Consider the following 20,099-nt stretch of genomic DNA (forward strand, 5'->3'; position numbering starts at 1 on the left):
GGTGCCTGGCAATACCAGCGGTAGGAACCGAAGTATTAACCCCTTTTGGTATGGCTCGCAGGGTACGGATTCTCGAAGTTCGGTGGCCCGTGGCATGTCGGGCAACGGCACCCGACAAGCTCTGCCGCCGGTGGCGTCGGTCTTGTGGAGCCGGTAACGCACGCCGCCTCGGGCGGCGGGACTCGCCGCGAAGGCCGTCACCGGCACGGGCCGCGCTTCGCTGCACATGATCGACGTGGCGTTCCGGCGCGACGGAGGGGGTCGATCGTCCACTGTCCTGATCGCGGATCGTGCGCCGGAAGCGTCACCGTCTGTCCCAAAATGCGTTGGCGTCGCAGTCCTCGAGCTGGCTAGCGTTGGCTTCCGTCATGCGTGGGAGGACGTGCCCTGTCTACGCCTGTGAGTCAACAGATTGGAGATGCGGGATGACTGCTCAGCTCGTGGCGCTCTGCTTCGATGCGAATGACCCGCTCCGTCTCGCCCGCTTCTGGGCCGGAGTCCTGGGCTGGGAGATGGTGAACGACCCCCACGACGGCATCACGCTCCTGCCGAGCGATGACACCGGGTTCCGGATCCGATTTCTTCCGACCCAGGAGAAGAAGACCGGCCCGAACCAGATGCACTTCGATCTGACGAGCACGTCCCTCGAAAACCAGCAGCAGACGGTGGCGAGGTCGCTCGAACTCGGCGCGCGGCACATCGACATCGGGCAACTCCCGGAAGAGGATCATGTGGTGCTCGCCGACCCCGAAGGCAACGAGTTCTGCGTCATCGGGCCGGACAACAAGTTCCTCGCTGACTGCGGATTCATCGGAGCGCTCTCGTGCGACGGTTCGCAGGAGGTCGGGTACTTCTGGAGCGAGGCGCTGGGGTGGCCGTTGGTCTGGGACCAGGACCAGGAGACCGCCATCCGCTCGCCGCACGGCGGCCCGAAGATCACGTGGGGCGGTCCGCCAGTGGCGCCGAAGACCGGGAAGAACAGACTGCACTTCGACCTCGCTCCACCTACGGACGATGATCGGCAAACGCAGGTCGACCGTCTCATCTCCCTCGGAGCGACTCCAATCGACATCGGCCAGGGCGAGGTCGGTCAGGTAGTGATGGCCGATCCCGATGGCAACGAGTTCTGCGTGTCGACCTCCCGATAGCGTGACCGGACCTGGGGTGAGGCGCCTCCAATCCACCCCGCGGCACGATGTGATGCCGGAGGTGCCCCATCCTGAAGGCGGCGCGTCGCCGCCCGCCGCCCGGAAACCGCCTAGATTGCGATCATGAGCGCGGAGTGCCGTCCAGGGACCGATGTCGGTGGACCGGTAGCACAGGGGTGTCCCGGCCCACCGGGACCGCACGGCTCGCCCGGGTCCGGGATCGAGGTTCCGGCCGCCCTGGCCGCCTCCCACGACAGGTATCGCGGCGCGGAGGGCCGTGCCTGGATCGCCGCGCTGCCGGATCTGGCCGCCGACTTCATGGATCGATGGCAGTTGCGCGCCGACGGTCCGCCCTCGCACGGAGCCGTGGCACTCGTGCTGCCGGTCGTCCGCGCGGACGGCGCCCCGGCGGCCCTCAAGCTCCAGCCCGTCGACGAGGAGACCCGTGGCGAGCCGGTCGCCCTGCGTGCCTGGGATGGGGACGGGGCGGTCCGGCTCATGCACGACGCGACCGAATCGGGGGCGATGCTGCTGGAACGGCTGGACGCGTCCCGACCGCTCTCGACCGTCCACGACGACATGGCCGCCGTCCGGATCCTGTCCGAACTCCTGGCGCGGTTGGTCGCCCTTCCCGCGCCGGAGGGGCTGCGGCGCCTGGCGGATGTCGCCGCCGCGATGCTCGAACAGCTCCCGTGGGCCCTCGCCCGCCTGCCCGACCCTTCCGACCGTCGCCTGCTCGACACCTGCGCGGGCGCCGTACGGGACCTGCTCGGGGAGGCCGGCGACCGGCTCCTGCACTGGGACCTGCACTACGACAACGTCCTGGCTCCTCGCCCGTCGTCATCCGCGCGGGAGCCGTGGCTGGCGATCGACCCCAAACCGCTCGCCGGTGACCCGGGGTTCGAACTGCTCCCCGCACTGGGTGACCGATGGGACGAGATCGTCGCCAGTGGCGATGTGGCCCGTGCCGTACGGCGCCGCTTCGACCTGATGACGGAGATTCTCGGCCTGGACCGGCGACGCGCGACGGGATGGACGCTCGGCCGCGTGTTGCAGAACGCGCTCTGGGACGTCGAGGACGGCGAGACCGCTGTCGCACCGGAGCAGAAGACGATCGCCGGGGTGCTGCTCGACGGCCCCCGGTCACCGTAGTCCCCGCCGCGCGCCCGGGACCGAGCGCCCGCCAACGGCTTCACCCGACGCGCAGCGAGGCGCAGCGCGGATCCCGGTGACAGGAGCCCGGCGTTCGGGCGGCGGCTCGGCGGCGATGGTCAGGTGACCGGTTCCGTCTCGGGTACGCGGGCGATCTCCTGAAATGCGGTGATCTTCAGGACGACCGCGATGGCGAGCGCGCCCGCGACCAGCGCCAGCACGACATGAGCGGCGAGAACCGCGGGGGCGAGGACATCCTTGCTCACCAGAGTGATGGAGCCGAGCGGCTTTCCGCTGGACATGACGCGGGCCGCCGCTCCTCCGGCCGCGTTCATCGCCAGGTAGGCGAGCCACCACGTCCGGACGAGAGCCGGCCGGCGGGCCGTACGGAGGTCGCCGCCGAAGCCGCGCGGACCGTGGCCCGGCCTCGATGCGACCCAGATGTCGTCGATGATCCCTTTGGGGACGAACAGGTTGGCGACGGGCAGGAACCAGCCCGCCACCATGAACAGCGCGGCGTACCGGTGGAAGCACTCCGGGGAGATGGCGTACGCGTTGGCGCGGGCGCGCGACAGCCAGCCGAGGACGGCGATCCCCGCCGGGACATGGGCGAGCGTGTACAGACCGATCAGAAGCCAGGACCGCCGGTCGTGGGGCTCGCCGCCGACGAGGTAGGCCGTGGACATCCCGGCGGACGCGACGGCCGACACTGCGAGCAGGACGACGGCCGTGGTTCCCAAGGCGCGGATCGGGCGCAGGGAGCGTACGGGCACCCAGCACACATTCATACGGGGTCCTTCGGGGGAAAGATCACGAAAGATCGAGTCGCGCCAGTATGCCGGATCTTCGGCCTCGTCTGCCCTTCGTGCTTCACGCCGGGAGCGGGAGTTCGCGGCGCGGGCCGAGGTGGTCGACGGCCGGGTACGTCGAGTGGTGAGGACGCCGCGAGTGGGCGGTCCGGCCTTCCACCGGCGGCGCCGGTCAGCGAGGTGGCAGGACCGGCTCCGCGTCGGGAAGCGGCGGCCCCGGCTCGCCGTACGCCCGGCGGGAGGCCGGTAGGTCCCGGGAGCGGCGGATCGGGGAGAAGAGCAGGATCAACGCGGCGGCCGGGACCCCGGCGGTCATGATCCACATGGTCGGGCGAACACCGAGCACGGCGCCCAGTCCTCCGGCGAGCAGAGCTCCCAGCGGGATCGTTCCGTAGTTGAGGAAGGAGATGCTCGCCGTCAGGCGACCGAGGAGCTCCGGCGGGCAGTAACGCTGCTGGAAGCTCGCCTTGATCACATTGCCGGCCACCACGCCCGCCGAGACGCAGAATCCGCCGATCACATAGAGCGAAAGCCCGGCTCCGGCGAAGGAGAGCGGGATGAGCAGCGCGAACACCGCGAGCCCGAGTTCGAACACCAGCGTCGCCCGGGCGGTACCGATCCGCTCGGCGATCCCGCGCGCCACGAGGGCCCCCGCGACGCCACCGCTGCTGGTGGCGGCGATGAGTCCGCCGATCGCGCCGGGAGCCAGGCCGACGCTCTCGGCGAGGAAGACGACCTGGATCGACTGGTAGCCCACGAGGGCCAGGTTGGAGGCGGATCCGAAGAGCGTCAGCGTACGAAGCCAGGGATCGCGGACGACCAGCCGCAGGCCGTCCCCGACGTCGCCGAGCAGCGCCCTGGAACGGAGTCCGATCCTGTCGGCGGGTGGTTCCCGGTGCCGGATGCCCGTCAGGCACAGGACGGAGACGAGGAACGTCCCCGCGTTGACGAGCATCCCGTTCACCGCACCCGCCACCTGTGCGACCAGGCCCGCGGCTCCGAGCCCGGCGATCTGTGCGGCTGACGCGCTGCCGTGCAGCTTGGCGTTGCCCTCGGGTTGGTCGCCGGGGTCGAGAATGCCGGGGAGGTAGGCGGTGTAGGCGGTCTGGAAGAACACCGCGGCCGCGCCTGCCAGCAGCGCCACGACCAGCAGCAGGCTCACGTTCAGATGGCCGGTCCATCCGGCCACCGGAACGGCGGCGAACAGCACGAGGGATACCGCGGCGGCGGCCAGCATGATCGGCTTGCGGCGCGTCCGATCCACCCAGACGCCGACGGGGAGGCCGATGACCAGCCAGGGCAGCCAGGCGGAGGCGCTCAGCAGGCCGACCTCGAACGCACCGGCGTGCAACGTGGAGACGGCGATCAGCGGCATGGTCAGGTGCGTGACCGAGGCGCCGAACTTGCCCGAGGTCTCACCGCACCACAGCAGCCGGAAGTCGCGGTGGCGGCGCAGGAGGCCACCGCCGCGCGTGTCGCGACTCATGCGCCGCCCCGCCTCCCGCGAGGGAACGACTGGATCTGCACGATGATCGGCAGCGCGCCCGGGGCGGGTTCGGCGTCCTGCGGAAGGGTGTGGCGGGCGATGACCGCCATCAGTTCGGCGTTGAGCGCCTTGAGCTGGGCGGGTGTCATCCGCAGGTCTCGCCAGTCGGAGATGGTGTCGGCTCGCTGCCAGTCGTCGTCCCAGTCCTCGTTCAGATAGTTCACGACCCGGTTGAAGTACTGCTGCACCAGCTCGTGCATATAGACCGAGAGGGCGCCCCTGGCGTCGGGATCGTCGCGGAAGTCGGCCGTTGAAAGGATCTTGGGTTCGTCGACCACCCGCCACCAGCGCTCACGCTTGGTTCCGCGCCCCACCTCCTCCTCGATGAAGCCGTGCTGGGCGAGGTGCCGCAGGTGCCAGCTGACCGTGCCGGTGTTCTCGCCGAGACGCGCGGCGAGCCCCGTGGCGGTGGCGGGGCCGTCCATCGTCAGCAGCTCGAGGATGCTCATCCGCAGAGGGTGAGCCAGCCCGCGCAGGCTTCGGGAGTCGAGCCGCCGCCTGGGCTTGGTGGGAGGCAGGCCATGTTCGGACTCGTGGGTCATCCCGGCACCCTACATCTTGCAGCGTGTCCTCTGCATAGTGTCCTCTGCGAAGGACTCTCTGCATCTTTTGCGCTGCGTCGGCGAGGGCCGGGCAGGTGATCGTGGGTTATGCCAACAAACTTGCTAGACTCGCGAGATGGTGGACGAGACGGCCGACAGCGCCGCCCCCACGCGGTTGATGACCACGCCGAGCTGGCTGATCACGCAGACCGCGACACATGCCCATCGTTTTGTCTCCGAAGGGCTCGCCGCCGTGGACGCGCGCGCCTACCACTACCGGCTGCTGGCCGCGCTGGAGGAGTTCGGGCCGGCCAGCCAGGCGGCGCTGGGCCGCCGGTGCGGTGTCGACCGCAGCGACATGGTCGCGATGATCAATGAGCTCGCCGACAGGAGACTGCTCGAACGCGCTCCCGACCCCAGCGACCGGCGCAGGAACATCATCACGATCACTCCGGCCGGGGTGCGGCAGCTCCGGCGGCTCGACGACGTGCTGGCCGAGGTCCAGGACGTCCTGCTGGCTCCGCTCGCCGCCGAGGAGCGGGACCAACTGGCCGGCCTGCTCGCCCGGGTCCTGCGCCACCACCAGTAGGGACGGCCCCGCCCGACGCCGCCGAAGCGACCCACCCACGACGCCGCCGGGCCCGACCTCGCGGCGCCGGAGAGGGCGTTATACGACAGAACCGTACGAGGGCTTGCCCGCCCACTCGTAGGTCACGTACACGACGCCGGCGTCGGTGACGGTCGACCCGGTGAGCTTCAGCCCGGCCGGAGCGGTCCCCTCGGCGAACAGCCGCTTTCCCTGGCCGAGGACGACGGGGAAGGTCAGCAGACGGTACTCGTCGACCAGTTCGGCCTTCTGCAACGAATGAATGAGGTCGCTGCTGCCCTGGACGAGGATCTCGCCGTCGGTGCTCCGCTTGAGATCGGCGACCGTCTGGGCCGCCTCGCCCACCAGGACCTGAGTGTTGCGCCACTCGGCGTTCATCGGCGTCCTGGTGGTGACGTACTTCGGCATGCTGTTGATCTTGGCGCCGCCCTCCTCGTCGGGCACGCCGGGCCAGTGCGAAGCGAGGATCTCGTACGACCTGCGCCCCAGAAGCATGCCGTCCGCGCGGTCGAACTGCTCGCCCATGATGCGGCCGAACCCCTCGTCCACGTGCGGGGGAAGCCATCCGCTGTGCGGGAAGTCGTTGGAATCGTCCTCGCCGGGCCCGCCGGGAGCCTGCATGACACCGTCCAACGACACGAAGGTCGAAACCACCAGTCTGCTCGCCATCTGCCGTTCCTTCTCTCGCGTTGGGGGAAGAGCGGATCCGTCCGGCCCCGCTGTGTTCACGTTCCTTCAGCCTGGCGGAGCCCGCTTACGGATTCCTTAAGGTCTCCTTCGATACGGGCGGCCGATACGGATGGCTTGATACGGATGGCTTGATACGGATGGCGAGCAGCGTCCACGCACCGAGGGGACGCACGGGATTCCAGACGTCCTCTCGCGCGACGTCCTCGCCCCTAAACCGGCGCCTTCACGTCCGCGCGGGCGCGCAGCCAGGCGGCCTCGCGCAGCAGCCGCAGGCCGTTGAGGCCCACGATCACGGTCGAGCCCTCGTGTCCGAGGACGCCGAGCGGCAGCGGCAGGGTGCCGGCCAGATCCCAGATCACCAGGCCCGAGATGAACACCGACGCGATCACCAGGTTCTGCACGACCAGCCGCCTGGCCCGCCGGGACAGCGCGACGACGGTGGGGATGGTGATCAGCTCGTCGCGCACGAGCACGGCGTCGGCCGTCTCGAGGGCGAGATCGGACCCGGCCCGGCCCATCGCGACTCCCGTGTGCGCGGCGGCGAGCGCGGGCGCGTCGTTGACGCCGTCGCCGACCACCAGCACCTTGCGGCCGGTCGACTGCAGGTCACGGACGACGGCCACCTTGTCCTGGGGGAGCAGCCCGGCGCGGACGTCGGCGATGCCCGCCTCGCTCGCCAGGCGCTCCGCCGCACGCGGGTTGTCGCCGGTGATCAGGACCGGGGACGTTCCGGTCAGTGAGGCCAGCGCGGTCACGGTCGCGGCCGCCTCGGGGCGCGCCTGGTCGGCGATGCCGATCACTCCGGCGGGGCTGCCGTCGACCTCCACCAGCACCGCGGTGCGTCCCTCCGTCTCCAGTTCGGCGACCAGGGCCGCGGCGTCCGGGCTGCGGGTCTGGTCCAGCATCCGGATCGGGCTGCCGACCGCGACCTTGCGACCCCGCACGGTGGCGGTCACCCCGGTGCCGGGTGTGGAGGTGAAATCCTCCGCCACGGGCACGCCGACACCGCGGGCGCGGGCGGCGTCGACGACCGCGCGGGCCAACGGGTGCTCGCTGGGGTGCTCGGCCGCCGAGGCGAGGGCGAGCAGGCCGTTGTCGTCCAGGCCGGATCCGCGCAGCACCCGCACCTCCGTGACGTACGGGGTGCCCTCGGTCAGCGTGCCGGTCTTGTCCAGCGCGGCCGCGTCCACCTGTCCGAGGCGTTCCATCACGGCGGCGGACTTGACCAGCACGCCGTGCCGTCCCGCGTTGGCGATGGCGGACAGCAGCGGCGGCATGGTGGCCAGGACGACCGCGCAGGGTGAGGCGACGATCATGAAGGTCATGGCGCGCAGCAGGGCCCCGGTGAGGTCGGCGCCCAGGGCCAGCGGCACGGCGAAGACGGCGAGGGTGGCGACGACGATCCCGGCGGAGTAGCGCCGCTCGACCTTCTCGATGAAGAGTTGCGTCCTGGCCTTGGTCCTGGACGCCTCCTCGACCATGGCCACGATCCGGGCGATGACCGACTCGGAGGCGTCCCGGTCCACCCGCACGCGCATGGCGCCGGTGCCGTTCACGGTGCCGGCGAAGACCTCGTCGCCGACCTCCTTGACCACCGGCAGCGGCTCGCCCGTGATGGTGGCCTGGTCCACCTCGCCGGCTCCGGACAACACGCGGCCGTCGGCGCCCACCCGCTCGCCGGGCCGGATCAGGATCACGTCGCCGACCGCCAGATCGGTCGTGGGGACGACCTCCTCGCGGCCGTCGGCGAGTAGCCGGGTGGCGGTGGCCGGCGCGAGGTCGAGCAGGCCGCGCACCGAGTCCGCGGTGCGGGCGGTGGCCAGCGCCTCCAGCGCGCCGGAGGTGGCGAAGATGACGATGAGCAGGCCGCCGTCCATGACCTGCCCGATGCAGGCCGCTCCGATCGCCGCCACGATCATCAGCAGGTCCACGTCCAGGGTCTTGTCACGCAGCGCCAGCAGCCCGGACCTGGCGGGCTCCCAGCCCCCGGCGATGTAGGCCAGGCCGTACAGCGGGCCCCATGCCCACGCGGGCGCGCCCAGCAGCTGCAGGGGCAGCGCGAGCAGGAAGAACACCGTCGCGGCGGCGGCCCAGCGGGCCTCCGGCAGCGCGAAGACGCGCGTTCTGCGTCTGGGCGTGTCGCGCGCGCCGGGCGCTGTGTTCACAGCGGAAGACATGGTGGAGGGCCCCTTCGTACGGGCGGGGGTGTGCCGACCCCATCCACCATACAGGAATACATGAACACCCTTTCATCTATCCCGGGTAGACTGTCCGCCATGGGCCACAAGACCGTCCCCGTCACGCGAACCGCCGTTCCCCGTGCCCGCCTGGACGCGGCCAGCGCACCGAAGGTGGCGGCCACACTGCAGGCCCTCGCCACCCCGTCCCGCCTGCTGATCCTGGCCCGGTTGCGAGAGGGGTCCCTGCCCGCGACCGAGCTGGCCACGGCGGTCGGGATGGAGCAGTCCGCCTGCTCCCACCAGCTTCGCCTGCTGCGCAACCTCGGCCTCGTGGTGGGGGAGCGGCGTGGCCGGTCGGTGGTCTACGGGCTGTACGACCACCACGTCGCCGAGCTCCTCGACCAGGCTCTCTACCACGTCGAGCATCTCCAGCTCGGCCTCAGCGAGACCCCCGAGCGGGACGTCGATGAGGACATGGACCAGGACGTCGCGCAGGTCGCGGGCGCCTCGGCCCTTGAGTAGCAACTCGGACGGCCAACGGCGTCAGCGAGGAGAGCGGGGCACGGTTACCGCCGCCCGGCGTTCTCTCGGGCGTCAGGGGAGGGTCAGGATGACCGGTCCGTCGTCGGTGACGATCCGGCCCCGCCCTCGTGCATGATCTGGAGGGCCGGCTCGTCGAGTGAAGTCGGCCCGGTTTGGTGGACTCATGACCTCTGGGTAGCCCCGGTTCCCGGAAGGAGTCCACTGTGCCGAACAACTGTCCGCCGGAGTCCCGCCGGCAGATGGTGGAGCCGATGCGCGCGGCCGGCCGGTGTCTCCCGGCGTAAGGGCCGCCGCACGATGATCGCGGATAGCGGGCTGTGGCCGCGTCCGACCTGGTGAAGCGGACGTTCGAAGCGGACGAGCCGAACCGGATCCGGACGGCCGACATCACGTACGTGCCGACATCACGTACGTGCCGACCTGGCAGGGGTTCGTCTATATCGCTGTGGTCCTGGACGTATCCTCCAGGCGGATCGTCGGCTGGGCGATGGCCGACCATATGCGACTGAGCTGGTGACCGACGCCCTGGCGCCGGAGTGATCCATCACAGCGATCCGGGCGGTCGGCCCAGTACGCCTCGATCGCCTTCGGCCGGCGGTGCGAGCAGGCAGGAGTTCGCCTCTCGACGGGCAGGACCCGGCGCGTCGTGATCACGCAGGTCACACATGGTTGCCATGAATCATTGTAACGAATACAGTGTTTCGCCATCAGCGGGAGGGGTCCGATGAAGGAACAGGCCGATAGTGATCTGCTCGCCGACGCGCCCGGCGTCCATGGGGTCTCGCGCGGCTTCTCCATGCCCGGCGTCCAGTTCGATGTCGCCTCCCATGCGCTGTGCTCGTGCGTCGACCGGATCGACTCCATCGCCATCGGCGACGATCCCGGAGCGCCGCATGGGGATCTCGGTTCAGGCCGGCGCGACGCCGGCGTCCCGTATGGCGGCCCTGGGCGGTGGAGGCTCGGCCACGGAGGCTCGGCCACGGAGGGGGAGGGGTGCGGGTCGGGCGGTTCGTTGAGTGCGCGTGGGTCATGGTGCGGCCTCGCGTGCCCGAGATTCGTGTCACGAATCGTTACACCGTCGAAACATCAGTATCTACATAATTCATAACATTCATTTAGTCCGGGCGTGTGCTCCGCGCCTGTGTTGAAGGACCACCATGAAACGAAGCATTGTTACCCTCGTCGGTGCCGTAGGTGCGAGCGTGCTCGCGCTGACCGGCTGCAGCGCGACCGACAATGGCGACGCAGCGTCGGACGGCGTCACCTACGCGCTCGCCGGCGACCCGGGCCAGCTCAACCCCATAAAGAACGCGACCGTGGCGGCCCAGAACCTCGCCGCGTTCGGCTACGAGTCTCTCGTGTCCTTCACGGCCGGCGCCGACCCGCAGGGACTGCTCGCCGACAAGTGGGAGGAGTCGACCACCGAGCTGCGCTTCACCCTCAAGGACGGCATCGTCTGCGCCGACGGATCCCCGCTGACCGCGAGCGACGTCAAGGCGAGCTTCGACTATGCCGGCCTCAAGGAGACCGGATCCCCGTACCGCGGCGTGTACTTCCCGGCCACCGGACTCAAGATCGACGCCGATGACGCGAGCCGCACTGTCACGTTCCACAGTGACACCCCGCAGAGCTTCCTGCTCGCGACGATCGGCCTCATGCCGGTCGTCTGCCACGCAGGCTCGGCCGACCCCGGCAAGCTCGACAAGGAGTGGATCGGCACCGGCCCGTACAAGCTCGCCGAGTCGTCGCCCGGCCAGAGCTACACGCTCAAGCTCCGCCCCGAGTACGCATGGGGCGCCGGTGGAGTGACCGCCAAGACGCAGGGACTGCCTGCCACCGTGACCGTCCAGGTCGTCGAGAGCGAGTCGACGATCGCCAACATGCTCCAGTCGGGTGAGGTGAACCTCGGGCTCATCGCCGGCGACGATCGCCAGCGGCTCGACTCGCTCGGCCTCAACAAGATCGACGTTCCGGCTCGCCCGGGCCTGGTGTTCTTCAACCAGGCCAAGGGTCGCGCGACCCACGACCTCGCCGTGCGCCAGGCGCTCGCCGGCGCCATCGACCGCGACGCGGTCGGCAAGGTGAGCACGGGCGGTCGCGGCACGCCGATGAAGAGCCTCACGACGTCGTACAGCAACGTCTGCAAGACGACCGACATCACTCCGGCGCTCACGGCGTTCGACAAGGATGCCGCGGCGGCCGCGCTCGACCAGGGCGGCTGGGTGAAGGGCGCGAACGGCACCCGGGAGAAGGACGGCAAGCCGCTGTCGCTCGTGCTGCTCTATCCCGCGAACTCCGACAAGTCGGCTGTCTCGGGTATCGAACTCATCCAGCAGCAGCTCGCCGAGATCGGGGTGAAGGCGACCCCGACGCCGTCGCCGTCGTACACCGACGTCATCTTCCAGGGCGGCGACTGGGACATGTTGTGGGCTCCCATCTCGACGACCCTGCCGAACACGTGGCAGGGCATCCTCTCGGGTGACTTCCCCCCGAAGGGCGGCAACTGGACGTACAACACCAACCAGGAGTTCTTCGACCTGACCGCCACGGCCCAGGGCCAGGCCGGCGAAAAGAGCTGCGACGGCTGGGAGGCCGCGCAGCGGTCGCTGGTCAAGGACCTCGAAGTGCTGCCGCTGTACGAGTCGACCGAGACCGCCTACGGCAACGGCGTCACGTTCAACCTGAACTCCAACACGCTCGTAGTGCCCACCAGCCTGCGCGTGTCGGAGTCGAAGTAGCCTGATGACGCCCTCGACATCCGTGTCCGGTAGCCGCCGCGGCGGCAACCGGTGGCTCGGCTTCCTTCTGCGCCGCACGGGGCGCATGCTCGTCGCGATGTGGGTGATCATCACCGTCGCGTTCCTCGTGCTGCGGATGGCGGGGGGCGACCCTGTCCGTTCCGCGCTCGGCGCGACCGCGGACGAGAGCGTGGTGCAGGCCCGACGGGAGATGCTCGGCCTGAACGATCCCCTCATCGTGCAGTACTTCGACTATCTCTCGGGCCTGTTCCGCGGCGATCTCGGTGTCTCGATCATCACGGGCCGCTCCGTCACCGAGCTCGTCTCGCACCGGCTGCCCGCGACGCTCGAGCTCGCCGGCATCGCCTTCCTCGTCGTGCTGCTCGTCGCCGTCCCGGTGGGTCTCGGCATCGCGATCATCACCCAGGGCAACGGCCGCCGCGGCGCCGAGGCGGTCTTCACGGGGATCACGGCCTTCATCGCCGCCATCCCCGAATACCTCCTGGGCGTGGTCCTCGTCATCGTCTTCGCCATCACGCTGCACGCGTTCCCCGTCGCCGGGCGCACAGGCCCGGCGTCGTACCTGCTGCCCGTGATCGCCCTCTCCGTGTCGGCGGCCGCGTCCATCTCACGCATCGCCCGTATCGAGGCTCTCCACACGCTCAAGGACGACTACGTGCGTACGGCGCGCTCGAAGCGGCTCCCCGCCTGGATGGTCTACTTCCGGCACGCCCTGCCGAACATGCTCACCGCGACGCTCACGATCGGCGGGACGCTGCTCGGGGCGATGATCGCGGGCAGCGTGCTGGTCGAGCAGGTGTTCAACTGGCCGGGGCTCGGAATGGCGTTCGTAGGAGCCATCACGACGAAGGACTACGGCATCGTCCAGGGCCTCGCGCTCGTGTACGCCGCGATCATCCTCGTCGTCAACCTGCTCGTCGACCTCGTGCTCTCCCTGCTCGACCGGCGTACCTCGCTCCTGGAGACCTCATGACGACCCGCCGTTCCGCACTGTCGCGGCAGCCGATGGCGATCATCGCCATGTGCATGCTCGGGGTGCTGGTCCTGCTCGCCGTGTTCGCTCCGGTCGTGTGGGGCGACGAGGCCGTGGCGGCGGATCCCGACTCCATCGCGCTGCCCCTGTCCGCTGAGCACCTGCTCGGCACCGACAAGCTCGGTCGCGACATCCTCCTCCGCACGCTCGTGGCCACCCGGCTTTCGCTCGTGATGGCCATCGCGGCGACACTCATCGGCGCGTGCATCGGCCTGCTGCTCGGGGCCCTGCCCGCGGTGCTGGGCGCTCGCGCCCAGCGTTGGTTCGCGAGCGTCGTCAGCACGTGGCTCGCGTTCCCGGTGCTCCTCGTGGCCATGCTCACGGTAGTCCTCCTCGGGCCGGGGGCCACGACCGCGGTCGTCGCCCTCGCGCTCACGATGACACCGTCGTTCGCGCGCCTCGCGCAGACGCTCTCCTCGCGCGTCGGCGGCTCCGAGTTCCTTGCCGCCGCGCGCATGCTCGGTGTCTCTCGGAGGCGCCAGTTCACGCGGTACGTGCTTCCGAACATCGCCGAGCCCGTCATCGTCAACGTGACCACCTCGATCGGAGGTGGCCTGCTCGCGCTGTCCAGCCTGAGCTTCCTCGGCGTCGGCGTGCAGCCGCCGGACTTCGACTGGGGACGGCTGCTCAGCGAGGGATTCGGTGAGGTGTACAACTCGCCCGTCGCCGCCATCGGCCCCGGTGTCGCCGTCGTGTTCGCCGGCCTCGCGTTCAGCATGCTCGGTGAGTCGCTCGCCGCGCAGTTGCGCAACCGTGAGCACGGGAAGGCGTTGTCGCCTCGCCGGCTCGGCCCGGCACCGGTCGCCGAGCGACCGGCGGAGACGCCGTCCGCGACCGCGACCGACCGTGCGGAGACGATCGTCCCGCTTCTCGAGGTCGACGGGCTCTCGGTCTCCTTTCCCGGACCGGACGGCTGGATTCGCCCCGTCCAAGATGTCTCCTTCCGCATCGCCCCGGGCGAGATCGTGGGCGTGGTCGGCGAGTCCGGCAGCGGCAAGAGCGTCACCATGATGTCGGTCGCGCAGCTCGCCCCGGCGGGTGCGGCCGTGACCGCCCGACGGCTCCGTTTCGACGGTGAGGACCTGACCGGCCTCACGCCCGCGGCTGCGGGCAAGGTGCTCGGGACCCGCGTCGGCGTGGTCTTCCAGGACTCCCTCACGGCGCTCAATCCCGCCCTGCGCGTCGGTACCCAGCTCGCCGAGATCCCGCGCGTCCATGGCGCCGTCGGCCGTGGACAGGCGCATGAGATGGCGGTCCGAGCGCTCGACGACGTGCAGATCCCCGATGCCGCGCACCGCGCTCAGCAGTTCCCGCACGAGTTCTCAGGAGGCATGCGCCAGCGTGCGCTCATCGCGATGTCGCAGATCGGCTCGCCGTCGCTCATCATCGCCGACGAGCCCACCACGGCGCTCGACGTGACCGTCCAACGGCGTGTGCTCGCGCTTCTCCGTCGCGAGTGCGCCGAGTCGGGCACGGCCGCCATCGTCGTGTCGCACGATGTCGCCGTCCTGGCCGAGCTCTGCCAGCGGATTCTCGTGATGTACGCCGGCCGCATCGTCGAGGACGTCGACATCGCCCTCCTCGCGACCCCGGAGCGGCTTGCGCATCCCTACACAAGGGCGCTCACCGCATCGCTTCCCGACCTCGACACCGACCGAACGACGCCGCTGGTGACGATCCCCGGCGAGCCGCCGGACCTGTCGCGTCCCATAACGGGGTGCGCCTTCGCCGCCCGCTGCGCGTTCGCGACCGAGCTCTGCCGGACCGAGACCCCCGTCCCTGTTCCGCACCGCCACGGCGGCCGGGTCGCGTGCTGGCATCCGCAAGACGCGATCGCACCTGACACGACACCTGGACGCGAGGAGGTAGGAGCCTGATGGCCGAACTCGTCATCGAGGACTTGGTCGTGACCTTCGGTCACCGTCAACGCGCCTTCAACGCCGTCGACGGGGTTTCACTGACCGTACCGCACGGTACGATCGTGGGCCTGGTCGGGGAGTCGGGGTCGGGCAAGTCCACCGTCGCACGCACGGTCGCCGGGCTGCAGCGCGCGACATCCGGGCGCATCACGCTCGACGGCGACGACCTTCTGCATACGCGCGGCGTGGACCGTCGTCGCCGTGCGCAAGGCGTGCAGATGATCTTCCAGGATCCCTACTCGTCGCTGAACCCGCGTATGACCGTCGGCGAGACGATCGAGGAGGCCCTGACCACGCACCGCGACCTCGACGCGAAGCAGCGGGCCGCGTCCGTCCGCGAACTGCTCGAGCTCGTGCGGCTGAAGCCGGCGGTCGCAGGCCAGTACCCGTCGCAGATATCGGGCGGGATGCGACAGCGTGTGGCCATCGCGCGGTGCCTCGCCGTGCGTCCGCGGCTCATCGTCGCCGACGAGATCACTTCGGCGCTCGACGCCTCGGTCCAGGGCGCGGTGCTCAATCTCATCCGCGACCTGCAGCGTGAGCTCGAACTTTCGATGATCTTCATCACCCACAACCTCGCCGCCGTCCGCTATATCGCCGATACCACCGCGGTGATGAGCCGCGGACGCGTGGTCGAGTACGGCGACGCGGAGGAGATCGTCGCGAATCCGCGCCATCCCTACACCCAGGCGCTCGTGTCGGCGATCCCGCGCATCGAGAACGCGGGCACCGACCACCTGCTCCGACTCGCCGATGAGGACGGTCTGCGTTGATGCACGAGGACGCCCGCCGGATCCTGCCCGAGCTCATCCGCCTGCGCCGCGGGCTCCACGCGGACCCCGAGCTCGGTCTGCGGTTGCCAAGGACCCAGGAGCGGATCATCACCGCGCTGGCGGACCTCGACCTCGAGGTCACGCTCGGCGAGGAGCTGGATTCGGTCGTGGCGGTGCTACGGGGCGGCCGTCCCGGACCGGTGGTGCTGCTGCGTGCCGACATGGACGCGTTGCCCATGCGTGAGGAGGTCGACCTGCCCTATCGCGCGCGTGGAGACGCGATGCACGCGTGCGGACACGACCTCCACGTGGCCGGACTCGTCGGTGCCGCGATGCTCCTGCACACGCAGCGCGAAAAGCTCGCCGGCGACGTCGTGTTCATGTTCCAGCCCGGCGAGGAGCTCGGCGACGGCGCTGCTCGCATGATCGCCGAGGGGGTGCTCGACGCCGCGGGGGCGCGCCCCACCGCGGCCTACGGCATCCACGTGGTACCAGGCGAGTTCGGCGTCTTCTCGACGCGTCCCGGGCCGCTCATGGCCGGATGCGCCGAGCTGGATGTCGTCGTCCGGGGTCGAGGCGGCCACGCTTCCGCCCCGCACCTCACGGTCGATCCCGTGCCCGCCGTCGCCGAGCTCGTCCAGGCACTCCAGACGTTCGTGACGCGTCGGTTCGACGTCTTCGACCCTGTGGTCCTCACCACGACGCAACTGCAGGCGGGCGGAGTGGCCCGCAACATCATTACGGATGAGGCCAAGCTCGGCGCGACGATCCGCATGCTGTCCGCGGATGTGCTCGACCGGCTGCAGGCCGAGCTTCCCGGGCTGGTCAGGGGTGTCGCCGCGGCCCACGGGTGCGACACCGACGTCGAGGTACGCGTGGTGTGCCCCCCGACGGTCAACGACCCCGCCCTCGCAACCGACGCGTTGGCCACGCTGTCGGCGACCTTCGGCGACGAGCGCGTCCGCGTCTCACCCGCTCCCGTCATGGGATCGGAGGATTTCAGCCAGGTCCTCCGCGAAGTGCCCGGGGTCTTCGTCTTCCTCCGCGCGACGCCGCGCGACATCGATCACGAGACGGCCGCGCCGAACCATTCGCCGCACGTCGTCTTCGACGACGCCGTACTCGCCGACCAGGCCGTCGCGCTCGCGTCGCTGGCGATCCGGCACCTCGGCTGACTGTGCGGACTGTGAGGACGGCGTCGGTGGCCTGACGCAGGCGATCCGCGAGCCGTGCGGTGCTCATGCCCCGCGCGGCTCGCTCCGCCTCGCTCGCCGAACCGTCAGGAGGGGTCGACCGGCTTGTGAGCGGTCGATCGGGCGTAGAAGGCCGCGAGGTCGGCCTTCATCCGCGCTACGACGACCTCGTCGACGAACGTCATGTGGCCCGATTCGTAGAAGCGGAACTCGATGTTCCCGCGCAGATGCGGGGCGAGATACAGCTTGGCGATGTCGACTTCGGCGCCGAAGAACGGAGTCGCGAGGTCGTAGATGCCGCCCATCACCGCGACCCGCAGGTTCGGGTTGCGGCGCATCGCCGCCGAGAGGTCGAGGCTCACGACGGGCACCGGCATCGGTTCGTCGACGCCGGGGGCCTTGTGGTGCCAGTCCCACGCACGCGAGATGACCATGTTGTACAGGTGGCGGTAGTGCAGATCGCTCGTGTAGCCGAGATCGCCGGCGAGGTGCTCCCGGAACGCCGAGAGGTGCGCGCTGTTCACGCCGGCCGTCGCCGCGTCGTCGGTCGCGGGATCGTGCGAGCCGGTGCCGACCACGTACTGGTGATCGGCGACGAATCGAGTGTCGAAGCGGCCGACGACCCGGCCCTTGTCGGCGAGGAGGGCGTAGCGGAACGGCTCCATGCCGACGCGGAACCGACGCTGGCGCACGAGGTCGGCATCGAGGCCGGTGAACGCGCTGAACCGCTCGGCGACCGCCTGCTCACGATCGGCGGGGAGCCGGTCGCCGAGCTGGAGCGCCGTCGCGTACTCGCCCTGTGCGAACTCGCGCGCCTGATCCAGTACCTGCTCGATGCTCGTCGCGTCGATGCGGGACCGGCCGTGGTACCAAGCGGTCGCGGCGAACGAAGGCAGGAGGTTGATGTGCTCCTGGTCGAGACCGAGGTGGTTCTCCGCCCAGTTGAGCATGGTCGAGAGCAGCACGACGCCGTTGAAGTCGAGCCCCTGGTTCTGCAGCCGATGCACGAGCGCGGCCGCTCGCGTCGTGCCGTACGACTCGCCGAAGAGGAAACGGGGCGCGTTCCAGTTGTTCGTCAGGGTGAGGTAGCGGGTGATCGCGCGGGCGAACGCGTCGACGTCCTGGTCGACGCCCCAGACCTCCGCGGCCGACGTGTCGCCGAGCAGGCGCGAATAGCCGGTGCCGGGGGCGTCGAGGAAGACGAGATCGCTGTGCTCGAGCAGGCTGTGCGGGTTGTCGCCGACGGTGTACGGCGGGGGCGGGGTCGCCGCCGGCGTCGCGGTCGGTGTGCGCTTCGGCCCGAACCCGCCGATGTTGAGCCACAGGCTCGCCGAGCCGGGTCCACCGTTGAAGAGGAAGGTGATCGGTCGCCTCGGGGCGCCTTCCTCCTGGAGGGCGGAGTACGCGACGTAGAACATGCTCGTCCTCGGGCGCCCCTGGTCGTCCTGGACGACGACGGTTCCCGCGGCCGCGGTGTACTCGAGCGTGCGCTCGCCGAATCGGATCGTGTGCCGGGTCTCGACGCGTTCCTCCGCGTCGACTGCGGCTGCGGGATCGGTCATCCTGCTCCAATCAATACATACGATTATTGCGAATAGCCTAGCGGAATGTTCCGTGATGGCCCGTTCACGCGATGTGTGGGGCTACGTCGTCTTCGGGTCCCGACTGCTGTTGACAGTGGTAACTCCCGTTTCATATCATCTTAAATGATTATAACTATTTATGTGATGGCTTCGCGAGGACCACGACATGCCCCAGCACTACACGAGCCGGCACTCCGCGGTGATCCGTGACGCCCGCGTTGAATTCACGGCGGAGGTGCGGCGCATCTCGATCGCCGACGAGTCGGAGCGCACGCTCGGCGACGCGTGGACATTCGCGTACATCCGGGACCCGGCAGAGGTGGAGCGCCCGGTGCTCTTCCTCTTCAATGGCGGGCCGGGCTGTGCCTCTGTGTGGCTCCACCTTGGTGGACTCGGCCCCTGGCGCGCCGCGGTGCCCCACGAGCTCGACGTCGCACCCGTCGTGCGCGACGCGCTGGCACCGAGCCCCGACGCCCTCATCGACACCGCCGACCTGGTGTTCGTCGACCCGATCGGCACCGGCTTCGGCCGACTCGCTGACGGCGTCGAACCCGCCGCGATCTCGAGCGTCGACCGCGACGCCGCGATCACCGCGCAGATCGTACGGTCGTGGCTGGAGCGCCACAACCGGCTCGAATCACCGGTCTACCTGCTCGGCGAGAGCTACGGCACGATCAGAGCCGCACTCACCGCCACAGCCCTTCTCGCCGCTGATGAGCCGGTCGCGGTTTCCGGCGTCGCCATGCTCGGCCAGTGCGTGAACGCGCAGGAGACCACACAACGTCCGGGCAACCCCGTCGGGTTCGTCGCCGCCCTCCCGCTGCTCGCCGCCACCGCGTGGTACCACGGGAAGAGCGCCCACGGCGCGCTCGCCCTGGATGAGGTGGTGCGCCGGGCGCACGCGTTCGCCGTGGACGAGTACGCGGTGGCGCTGCTCACCGACGAGATGCCTGCCCCCGTCGTCGAGCGACTGGCGGGCTTCACCGGACTCGGCGCCGCGGAACTCCGGGCGCGCCGCCTGCGTGTCGACAAAGAGGAGTTCCGTACGCTGCTCCTGGCGGACCGAGGGCTCGTGCTCGGGCTGACTGACGCGCGCTACACCTTGCCTGCGCCGGCCGGTACAGGCGAGCCGCATATCGACGCCGCGTCCGTACGACTCGATCCCGTCTTCTACGCCGCCGCACGGCGATTGTTCACCGAGCACTTGGGGATCCCCCGCGAGCAGCGCTACCGCGTCGCCGTCGCCGCGCATGAACGCTGGAACTACCTTGAGAACGCCGCCGTCGCACGGTTCGGCGGCAGCGCGATGCCCTCGCCCTTCGCGATGTTCGACTACCCGGCGCACCTCGCGGCGCTGCTCCGTGCGAATGCCGGCGCGCGCCTGTTCTTCGGCACCGGACACTTCGACACCCTGACGACCGTCGGCTCGCTCGAGCACCTGCGCTCGCAGTATGGACTGCCGGCCGCGCGTCTGCGCGAGGGACGCTACCCGGCCGGACACATGATGTACACCGATCCCCACAGCTTGACCGCGCTGTCGGACGACCTCAGGGCCTTCGTCCGCGAGGGAACAGCGTGACCGACGACGCCGGGAGCGCACCCGCGCGACCCGACTTTCTCGC

Annotated in this window: 17 protein-coding genes and 1 pseudogene; 11 read left to right on the top strand and 7 right to left on the bottom strand. The window is 69.8% G+C overall.

The genetic code is table 11. The annotated features are described in order from the left end of the window. Nucleotides 1–425: 425 nt before the first annotated feature. Both IMZ11_RS06995 and IMZ11_RS07000 read left to right on the top strand, forming a co-directional pair. Nucleotides 426–1,148 (top strand): VOC family protein, encoded by a 723-nt coding sequence (locus tag IMZ11_RS06995; protein ID WP_228638721.1) that lies wholly within the window; start codon nt 426–428, stop codon nt 1,146–1,148. Nucleotides 1,149–1,271: 123 nt separating this feature from the next. Further along, nucleotides 1,272–2,300: an aminoglycoside phosphotransferase family protein gene (locus tag IMZ11_RS07000; RefSeq protein WP_228638723.1), complete on the top strand. Its 1,029-nt coding sequence runs from the start codon at nt 1,272–1,274 to the stop codon at nt 2,298–2,300. A 119-nt stretch (nt 2,301–2,419) separates the two neighbouring features. Here IMZ11_RS07000 and IMZ11_RS07005 read toward each other — a convergent pair whose 3' ends face one another. From IMZ11_RS07005 to IMZ11_RS07015, 3 genes are all read right to left on the bottom strand, one after another. Continuing rightward, complete coding sequence (locus IMZ11_RS07005; protein WP_228638725.1) at nt 2,420–3,073, bottom strand: DUF4328 domain-containing protein; 654 nt, start codon at nt 3,071–3,073, stop codon at nt 2,420–2,422. Nucleotides 3,074–3,281: 208 nt separating this feature from the next. After that, nucleotides 3,282–4,595 (bottom strand): MFS transporter, encoded by a 1,314-nt coding sequence (locus IMZ11_RS07010; protein WP_228638727.1) that lies wholly within the window; start codon nt 4,593–4,595, stop codon nt 3,282–3,284. Beyond that, a complete protein-coding gene (locus IMZ11_RS07015; RefSeq protein WP_228638730.1) occupies nt 4,592–5,197 on the bottom strand; it encodes a winged helix-turn-helix domain-containing protein in 606 nt (201 codons plus the stop codon). The genes IMZ11_RS07010 and IMZ11_RS07015 overlap by 4 nt, the downstream gene beginning before the upstream one ends. A gap of 136 nt (nt 5,198–5,333) precedes the next feature. Between IMZ11_RS07015 and IMZ11_RS07020 the strand changes: the two genes are divergently transcribed. Then, complete coding sequence (locus tag IMZ11_RS07020) at nt 5,334–5,786, top strand: MarR family winged helix-turn-helix transcriptional regulator (protein ID WP_228638732.1); 453 nt, start codon at nt 5,334–5,336, stop codon at nt 5,784–5,786. A 78-nt stretch (nt 5,787–5,864) separates the two neighbouring features. Here IMZ11_RS07020 and IMZ11_RS07025 read toward each other — a convergent pair whose 3' ends face one another. Together IMZ11_RS07025 and IMZ11_RS07030 are read right to left on the bottom strand one after the other, a co-directional pair. After that, nucleotides 5,865–6,473, bottom strand: coding sequence for a dihydrofolate reductase family protein (locus tag IMZ11_RS07025; RefSeq protein WP_228638734.1), 609 nt, complete (start codon nt 6,471–6,473; stop codon nt 5,865–5,867). Between the two features lie 230 nt (nt 6,474–6,703). Beyond that, a complete protein-coding gene (locus tag IMZ11_RS07030) occupies nt 6,704–8,671 on the bottom strand; it encodes a heavy metal translocating P-type ATPase (RefSeq protein WP_228638736.1) in 1,968 nt (655 codons plus the stop codon). A gap of 99 nt (nt 8,672–8,770) precedes the next feature. On the opposite strand from IMZ11_RS07030, the gene IMZ11_RS07035 reads away from it, so the two are divergent. Both IMZ11_RS07035 and IMZ11_RS46635 read left to right on the top strand, forming a co-directional pair. Then, nucleotides 8,771–9,196, top strand: coding sequence for a metalloregulator ArsR/SmtB family transcription factor (locus IMZ11_RS07035; RefSeq protein WP_228638738.1), 426 nt, complete (start codon nt 8,771–8,773; stop codon nt 9,194–9,196). A gap of 344 nt (nt 9,197–9,540) precedes the next feature. After that, nucleotides 9,541–9,848: pseudogene (locus tag IMZ11_RS46635) on the top strand (DDE-type integrase/transposase/recombinase); the annotation flags it as partial. A 48-nt stretch (nt 9,849–9,896) separates the two neighbouring features. Here IMZ11_RS46635 and IMZ11_RS07040 read toward each other — a convergent pair. Next, nucleotides 9,897–10,112 carry a hypothetical protein gene (locus tag IMZ11_RS07040; protein ID WP_228638740.1) on the bottom strand — a complete coding sequence of 72 codons (216 nt, stop codon included), beginning with the start codon at nt 10,110–10,112 and terminating at the stop codon, nt 9,897–9,899. A gap of 262 nt (nt 10,113–10,374) precedes the next feature. Here IMZ11_RS07040 and IMZ11_RS07045 point away from each other — a divergent pair, with 262 nt between their 5' ends. Genes IMZ11_RS07045 through IMZ11_RS07065 form a run of 5 tightly spaced genes read left to right on the top strand, consistent with a single transcriptional unit; the run spans nt 10,375 to nt 16,876 of the window. Continuing rightward, nucleotides 10,375–11,955: an ABC transporter substrate-binding protein gene (locus IMZ11_RS07045; RefSeq protein ID WP_228638743.1), complete on the top strand. Its 1,581-nt coding sequence runs from the start codon at nt 10,375–10,377 to the stop codon at nt 11,953–11,955. A gap of 4 nt (nt 11,956–11,959) precedes the next feature. Beyond that, a complete protein-coding gene (locus tag IMZ11_RS07050; RefSeq protein WP_228638745.1) occupies nt 11,960–12,949 on the top strand; it encodes an ABC transporter permease in 990 nt (329 codons plus the stop codon). After that, complete coding sequence (locus IMZ11_RS07055; protein WP_228638748.1) at nt 12,946–14,886, top strand: dipeptide/oligopeptide/nickel ABC transporter permease/ATP-binding protein; 1,941 nt, start codon at nt 12,946–12,948, stop codon at nt 14,884–14,886. The genes IMZ11_RS07050 and IMZ11_RS07055 overlap by 4 nt, the downstream gene beginning before the upstream one ends. Continuing rightward, the gene (locus IMZ11_RS07060) at nt 14,886–15,701 is read left to right on the top strand and encodes an ABC transporter ATP-binding protein (RefSeq protein WP_228638751.1); all 816 of its coding nucleotides are present in this window, start codon (nt 14,886–14,888) and stop codon (nt 15,699–15,701) included. Before IMZ11_RS07055 ends, IMZ11_RS07060 begins: the two co-directional genes overlap by 1 nt. Beyond that, nucleotides 15,701–16,876, top strand: coding sequence for a M20 family metallopeptidase (locus IMZ11_RS07065; RefSeq protein WP_228638754.1), 1,176 nt, complete (start codon nt 15,701–15,703; stop codon nt 16,874–16,876). The genes IMZ11_RS07060 and IMZ11_RS07065 overlap by 1 nt, the downstream gene beginning before the upstream one ends. A gap of 104 nt (nt 16,877–16,980) precedes the next feature. On the opposite strand, the gene IMZ11_RS07070 is transcribed toward IMZ11_RS07065, so the two are convergent. Then, nucleotides 16,981–18,456 (bottom strand): S10 family peptidase, encoded by a 1,476-nt coding sequence (locus IMZ11_RS07070; protein WP_228638756.1) that lies wholly within the window; start codon nt 18,454–18,456, stop codon nt 16,981–16,983. A gap of 187 nt (nt 18,457–18,643) precedes the next feature. Between IMZ11_RS07070 and IMZ11_RS07075 the strand changes: the two genes are divergently transcribed. Further along, nucleotides 18,644–20,056, top strand: a complete 1,413-nt coding sequence (locus IMZ11_RS07075; protein ID WP_228638759.1) for a hypothetical protein — start codon at nt 18,644–18,646, stop codon at nt 20,054–20,056. Nucleotides 20,057–20,099: the final 43 nt, after the last annotated feature.

It is taken from the genome of Microtetraspora sp. AC03309 (genome assembly GCF_020826795.1).
GTDB classification, from domain to species: Bacteria; Actinomycetota; Actinomycetes; order Streptosporangiales; family Streptosporangiaceae; genus Microtetraspora; species Microtetraspora glauca.